Source organism: Salinicoccus jeotgali, assembly GCF_039538805.1.
Classification (GTDB): Bacteria; Bacillota; Bacilli; order Staphylococcales; family Salinicoccaceae; genus Salinicoccus; species Salinicoccus jeotgali.
The window spans coordinates 72010-78399 of record NZ_BAABCK010000020.1 but is presented as its reverse complement, the minus strand read 5'-3'; the positions used below and the strand labels follow the sequence as shown (position 1 = coordinate 78399).

General features: G+C 45.7%; 6 protein-coding genes. All 6 read right to left on the bottom strand.

Annotated features, from left to right (window positions below):
• Positions 1-141: 141 nt before the first annotated feature.
• Positions 142-1101 (bottom strand): ROK family glucokinase, encoded by a 960-nt coding sequence (locus tag ABD734_RS05420; protein ID WP_344702172.1) that lies wholly within the window; start codon positions 1099-1101, stop codon positions 142-144.
• A 2-nt stretch (positions 1102-1103) separates the two neighbouring features.
• Positions 1104-1292, bottom strand: a complete 189-nt coding sequence (locus tag ABD734_RS05415) for a YqgQ family protein (RefSeq protein ID WP_344702170.1) — start codon at positions 1290-1292, stop codon at positions 1104-1106.
• Complete coding sequence (locus ABD734_RS05410; protein WP_344702168.1) at positions 1285-2721, bottom strand: rhomboid family intramembrane serine protease; 1437 nt, start codon at positions 2719-2721, stop codon at positions 1285-1287. The genes ABD734_RS05415 and ABD734_RS05410 overlap by 8 nt, the downstream gene beginning before the upstream one ends.
• On the bottom strand, positions 2690-3262 hold the full coding sequence (locus tag ABD734_RS05405) for a 5-formyltetrahydrofolate cyclo-ligase (protein ID WP_344702166.1): 573 nt from the start codon (positions 3260-3262) through the stop codon (positions 2690-2692). The genes ABD734_RS05410 and ABD734_RS05405 overlap by 32 nt, the downstream gene beginning before the upstream one ends.
• Positions 3263-3409: 147 nt before the next feature.
• Positions 3410-5593 carry a peptidoglycan D,D-transpeptidase FtsI family protein gene (locus ABD734_RS05400; RefSeq protein WP_344702164.1) on the bottom strand — a complete coding sequence of 728 codons (2184 nt, stop codon included), beginning with the start codon at positions 5591-5593 and terminating at the stop codon, positions 3410-3412.
• Positions 5594-5710: 117 nt separating this feature from the next.
• Complete coding sequence (locus ABD734_RS05395; protein ID WP_344702162.1) at positions 5711-6313, bottom strand: superoxide dismutase; 603 nt, start codon at positions 6311-6313, stop codon at positions 5711-5713.
• Positions 6314-6390 lie beyond the last annotated feature (77 nt).

Below are 6390 nucleotides of genomic sequence, written 5' to 3'. Positions count from 1 at the left end.
ACTGCCCACTTGGTCTCACTTGAATATACGTTTTTGCCCATGCAAAAACACCTCCGATTCAGTACTTGATGAACATTGTACCATTTCGAAGGTGTTTTATATTGTCTCAAATAATTAGGTTAGTCTACTTGGCTGCTTTTTTTATGTTAAAAATTGTTTCACGAGCCGTGCGGCTCCGTATATTCCTGCATCGTTACCGAGTTCAGCAAAGACGATCTCAGTATTTTCATAGGCTGGTGGGAAAGTGAGCCGCCTATAATGCTTTCGTATCCCATCCATAAGAATGTCACCGGCCCGGCTGACGCCGCCACCGATTATGAAGTAATTCGGGTTGGTGAGGACGGATATATCACTCAACGCAAGACCAATGAACCCGGCGACTTCGTCAAGTACCCTCATGCCGAGCGTGTCCCCGACCTTTGCCGCTTCAACGACAGCCGCGGATGTTACCGTGCCTTCTTCCAGGGCTTTAGAGAGTGTGGTTTCCACACCATTGTGAAAATGATGTCTGGCAAGGTTCACAATACCTGTGGCAGAGGCCACCGTCTCAAGACACCCTTTCTTGCCACAGTTGCATTGGAACCTCCTCTTCGTATCAACGTTAAGATGGCCGATCTCGCCTGCAGCGCCTCCATGACCATGAGCAAGCAGGCCGTTGACGACGATACCGCCTCCAACTCCTGTACCGAGCGTCACCATGACCACATCGTCATACCCGCTTCCAGCTCCTTTATGCTGCTCACCGAGCGCTGCAACATTGGCATCGTTATCCACGATTGTTGGGATGCCGCTCATCTTCTCAAATTCATATGAAATTGGCTTTTTACCATCCCAATTCAAGTTGATCGCACCGTTTATAATGCCATTTTTAAAATCAACCGGGCCTGGGACTCCGAGACCGACACCAGCAATATCCGTCAAGTCCAAGCCATGATTCGCGGTCTCTTTTATGAAAGCTTCATAGATATCTTCCAGTATCCTGCCCCCGTCTGGCAGTGTTTCTGTTGGAATTTCCCATTTATGGAGCAATTCCACATCATCCGAAAATAATCCTAGTTTGCAGGTCGTACCCCCTATATCTGCCGCCAATATATTATCCATGCTCAGCCGTCCTTTCTGTGTCTTAGAATCAACAGGGCTTCGGCATATTCTTTCTTATCGAGCAGCCCGGCCTTGTATAATTCCTTGATTTCCATTTCCATCATAAGGAGCATATTGCTCCTATCCCTATCATATACATATATGCCAAAACGTCTCAGCAGTTGGTTGATGTGGTTTAGATCCTTATTCATTTCCATAATACTCCTTGGTGATGAGCCTCAATTCTTCGTCTTTAATTCTCTTAATGTTCAAGTCGTCCAGAATTCGGCCCATGGCTTCATAGTCTTTATCCTTTCTGAGTTTAAGCAGCTTGTGCTTCACTGCCCACTCATGTTTCGGATTCATCTCAAAGCTTTTCTCATGGTACTGTTCAGCAAGGTCATAGTCTCCCGTGTACTCAGCAATAAGTCCGAGTACGTGGTAGGTACCTGCTGTATCATCACCTTCATTAACCGCTTCAGTGACGATGCCAAGTGCTGCACCATAGTCCCCGGCTTGAAGCTTCGACATTGCTTCCTGGTTATGCGACGGTTCTGCGTCCGAGCCCATCACCATAAAATATGAGACTGCTGCAATTAACACCAGCAGAGAAATGGATGCTATGGCCCACACCCGTTTGAAATATTGACGGTTAAACAGTATGCCAAGCAATCCCCCAAGCAGAAGTCCACCGAAATGCGCATAATGATTGATGTTCGCCATGATTTGGGAGATGAATGATAATACCACAAATAAAATGGCGACCTGCAGAAGCAGCTTCAAGTCGATTTTACCTCTGATCAACAGATGTACAATCAGAATGCCGATCAGGCCGTATACTGCCCCACTCGCGCCGAGGGAAGCCCCTTCAGTGATGAACACCAGTGAAAAGAGACTTGATAGTATGCCTGTCAATACATAGGCGATGGCCAAGCGCCACTTTCCATAGAGCACTTCTATGAATTTTCCGGCTATGAATAAAGCAAAGATGTTAAACAGGAAATGCTCGACGGTGACGTGCAGGAAGCTGCTGCTCAAAAGTCTGTATAAATCCCCGGAAACCACTGCAGAGTGGCTGACAGCCAGCTGCTCTGTAAGCTGGAAGGAACCGACTATATGGATAAGGATGAGATTGAGCAGGAACACAACCAGATTGATTGCGGTCAATAAATATGTCATCGGAGTGAAGCGGATCATATAGCGTTCAAAAGGATGCCGGCTCAACAATCGTTTCTGGTAATGCGCGGCAGGCTTGGATTGTTTATATTTCAAGTCTAATCTATAGAAAGGATTATCGATCAGAGTGCCGTAGTCTTTGATCCCCTCGTGGGTAATCTCTACGCCATCCGCTTCGAATCGTTCGGACGCCCCGTCCGCATCAGGATAATAACTTTCAACATGACGCACCACCCCATGCTGACCGCGGATAAACAGGCGGTGTAGTATATAGTCGACGGCGTCCTCAGATGATGTGTCTACATTTGTGGCATGCAGGCACATCATACTCGCTTTTTTATCGTTTTTAAGCCATATCACTTCACGACTCTGGTCGAAATCGTAAAACGTATAATCTGTATAACGGGTCACTTCGTAGGCGGTGCGCCATATATCAGGCATCTTCATTTCTCTTCTCTGCTGCATCTATCGTACGCTCTGGTGTAATCAATATATCTACAGGGATATCATGGGGTTCGACAATGACTTCACCAAGCTGCTCTTCAAAAAGTAATGATACTTTCAGGCCGGTATAGTTTGCCAGAAACTTGTCATAATACCCGCCCCCATATCCGATCCGGTAGCCGGTTTGAGAATAGATGAGGCCTGGGACCAGGATGAGACCAGGTGCATTGTTGACGCGCTCGGCATCCTCTGGCACCCTCAATCCCTTTTCATCTTTTACAACCGCATCAAAAGAAGAGAACTCGCAGAAGTTCATCACTTTCTGGTCGTAGTTGCATACGGGTGTATAGATTTCTATTCCTTGCGATTTCAATTGACTGATGATGCCATCGGTATCCATTTCGTGCGGCATCGACAGCACGATGCCGACTGAAGTGATGTTCAATTGACTGATATATTCAAGTAGCTTGGTTTTTAAAGTTTCCTCCTTGCGCTTCTTGTCAGAAGGATCGAGCGAAGCCAGCCTGTCCATCATCTCTTTTCGCATATCTTTCTTATTCATTTCAAAAGCCTCTCTTTCCGCATTTCATTTCTATCTTTCATTATAATCATTCCACCGTCAAATCAAAAGCCGTCAGTTGCAATAACTATTATACACCGCCATCTCAAGCACTATAAATCCAAAAAATAAGGCACCTTTAAAGGTGCCTTACTGTCCGTACACGAGTTTCGGATAAAAAGTATCTGTATTATATTGATAATTCGGTTTAGGTGACTGCTCATAATAGAGTTCATAATACTTATTGACGACATCGCGGCCTAAGTACTGTCCAGGGAAGAAAGGAACCGTATAGGGCATATTCGGGAAGATGACGGCGAATGCCATATCCGGATCATCATACGGCGCGTAGCCTGTATATGTCTGGTTCAGGACCTCTATTCCTTCAAATTCTGTCTCGGCCGTACCAGTCTTGCCTGCAGCCTTTGGTTCGAGCTCATGATAGGCATCCCAGCCGGTGCCGTATCGATTCGTTGCGGTGTCATGCGTGTTGAACACATCATAGAACCCTTTATGGATCTGCTCCAGCTCTTCTGGAGAATACAGTACAGTATTCAGCACTTTGCCATCGAAGGATTGCAGCAGTGTCCCTTCCCCGTTGGCATCTCCACTGCGCACTTCTTTTGCCATATGAAGTCCAACCCTGTTTCCGCCATTTGCAATGGTGGACATGTACTGGGACAGTTGGAGTGCAGAATACGTGTCATACTGTCCGATGGATAGGGATAATAAATTTGATGGGTTGTTTGTCAGATCCGGACTGAGCCCGGTGGCTTCGTTCGGCAGATCAATGCCCGTCGACACCCCGAGGCCGAATTGATTCAAGCCATTCCTCAATTTGTTCGCGCCACCTGTAATATCCGTCGGCAATGACATTCCCGGTGTATAGCTGAAATCTGCCAGCCCCATGGCGATCTTCATCATGTAGACGTTGGAAGAGACCATCAGCGCTTCCTGGTCATCTATCGCAACTTTGCTGTCGCGGTTGAAGAATGAAGATTTTGTATCATCCCCTGCAAAATTAAGGGGCTCATCGATCATCACTTCCCCCGGCTCGATGATGTCATTTTGATAGCCGGTTGTGACTGTGGCACCTTTTATGGAGGAACCTACCGGATAGGTTGAGGTAAGCGCACCATAATGGTAATCGACGATTTCACCATTTTCATCGAGCTGTTTTCCGACCATGGCCAGCACATCCCCATTATTCGGGTCCTGCACGACAAGAACAACTGTGTTCAAATATTCCGGGATGATCGTGTAATCGAGTTCCCCGGTCCTATTATTGCGTGCCGCCACTTCCTCAGCCATCTTTCTGAGGGATGTGAGGTGATGTTCGGCAATCTCTTCAAGTTCAAGTTGAAGTTCGATATCGATGGTGAGATACAGGTCATCGCCCGGCTCCCCCTTCTTGACCGTTTCCTGCTTAAGTATTTTACCTGATTTGTCGGTGGAATATTTAACCTGTGCCTTTTCACCGCGCAGAACATTTTCATATTGGTATTCAAGGTAGGTTTTACCTACTCTGTCATTACGCGAATATCCCCTTGCCATATAGTAATCGAGCAGTTCTTTTGGCAACCCTTCTTCTGATGAGGATACTTCTCCGAGAACGGTCTTAAGGGTGGAGTCATACGGATATTCACGTTCCCAGTCCATCCCGGTGGAAATGCCTTCCAATGAATCAAGCGACTCATTCACGGCCGCGAACTCGGACTCGGTCACGTCCTCACTCTTAACGACTACAGGATTGAGTTCCCGGGCGTTGACCATCTCGACGAAGACGGCGATCGTGTTGAGATCTTCTTCTGACAGAATGTCTGATAGCTGTTGGTCATCGATTTGCCTATATAACTCTTCATTGAACTGTTTTTGTGAAATATTGCCATTATCGAGTAAGGTCTGTTCTTTTTTCATTATCTTTTCTACTTCTTCCGGATAACGGTTGATCAGATAATCCTGTTTATCCCTAAGGGAGATGTTTTCAGTATCCATCTCGATGTAATCCGATAACTTCAGGGCGACATCCATTATTTCACCGGAGGACATATTCCGGTGACGGGTGAAATAGATGGCTTTCTTGGAAGCATTGCCGACAAGCAAGTTGCCATTCCGGTCGTATATTTCACCGCGCGGCACATTTTGGTTGATCTCTACATACTGGGCATTCTCCACCTCTTCCTGGTACATATCCCCTTTGACGATCTGCAGATAACCTATGCGGAATATGAGTGCCAGGCAAAGAAGGAAGACGATCAGCATGATTATGTTTATCCTGGATTTCATCACTTGATTATTTATGGTTTCAAGACTCTTGGTTTTGGCTCTTTTCAATAAAACTCATCCTCTTTTACCTGAAAAATATGTAATGTCATTCTATCACATTATGGAATCTTTGGTTCTGGAAATTAAAAAAGGGACGGTTGCCCGTCCCATTCCCATTGCTTGGAATTATTTAGCATTGCTGTACAATTCGCTTACCTTATCCCAATTGACGACGTTCCAGAAAGCTTTCAAGTATTCTGGACGTTTGTTTTGGTATTTCAGGTAGTAGGCATGTTCCCAAACGTCAACACCGAGGATAGGTGCCTTGCCGTCTGTTACTGGGTTGTCCTGGTTAGGTGTAGATACGATTTCGAGCTCACCATTGTTTACAACGAGCCAAGCCCAGCCGGAACCGAAGCGTCCAGCACCTGCTGCTTCAAATTCTTCTTTGAATTTGTCTACAGAATCGAATTTGGATTCGATTGCGTCTTTGAGTTCACCAGAGAGTTCTTTTGTTTCTGGAGTGAGGAGCTCCCAGAATAGTGAGTGGTTAAGGTGTCCGCCACCATTGTTTCTCACTGCTGTTTTCTTGTCTTCAGGAACTGAATCCAGATTTTTAATGATGTCTTCAATGGACTTGCTTTCAAGGTCTGTGCCTTTGACAGCGTCATTGAGTTTAGTTACATAGGTGTTATGATGCTTTGTATGGTGGATTTCCATCGTTTCTTTATCGATGTGTGGTTCCAACGCATCATATGCATAAGGTAGTTCTGGTAGTTCAAAAGCCATAGTAAATTCCCCTCCATAGTGATTTGTTTACATACCAAATATATCAATTCAATGATAAAATGACAAATGTATTGCAC

Excerpts from the sequence above, each read along its gene's own strand:
- ABD734_RS05420 (WP_344702172.1), bottom strand. The coding sequence starts at position 1,101 with ATGGATAATATATTGGCGGCAGATATAGGGGGTACGACCTGCAAACTA.
- ABD734_RS05415 (WP_344702170.1), bottom strand. The coding sequence starts at position 1,292 with ATGAATAAGGATCTAAACCACATCAACCAACTGCTGAGACGTTTTGGC.
- ABD734_RS05410 (WP_344702168.1), bottom strand. The coding sequence starts at position 2,721 with ATGCAGCAGAGAAGAGAAATGAAGATGCCTGATATATGGCGCACCGCC.
- ABD734_RS05405 (WP_344702166.1), bottom strand. The coding sequence starts at position 3,262 with ATGAATAAGAAAGATATGCGAAAAGAGATGATGGACAGGCTGGCTTCG.
- ABD734_RS05395 (WP_344702162.1), bottom strand. The coding sequence starts at position 6,313 with ATGGCTTTTGAACTACCAGAACTACCTTATGCATATGATGCGTTGGAA.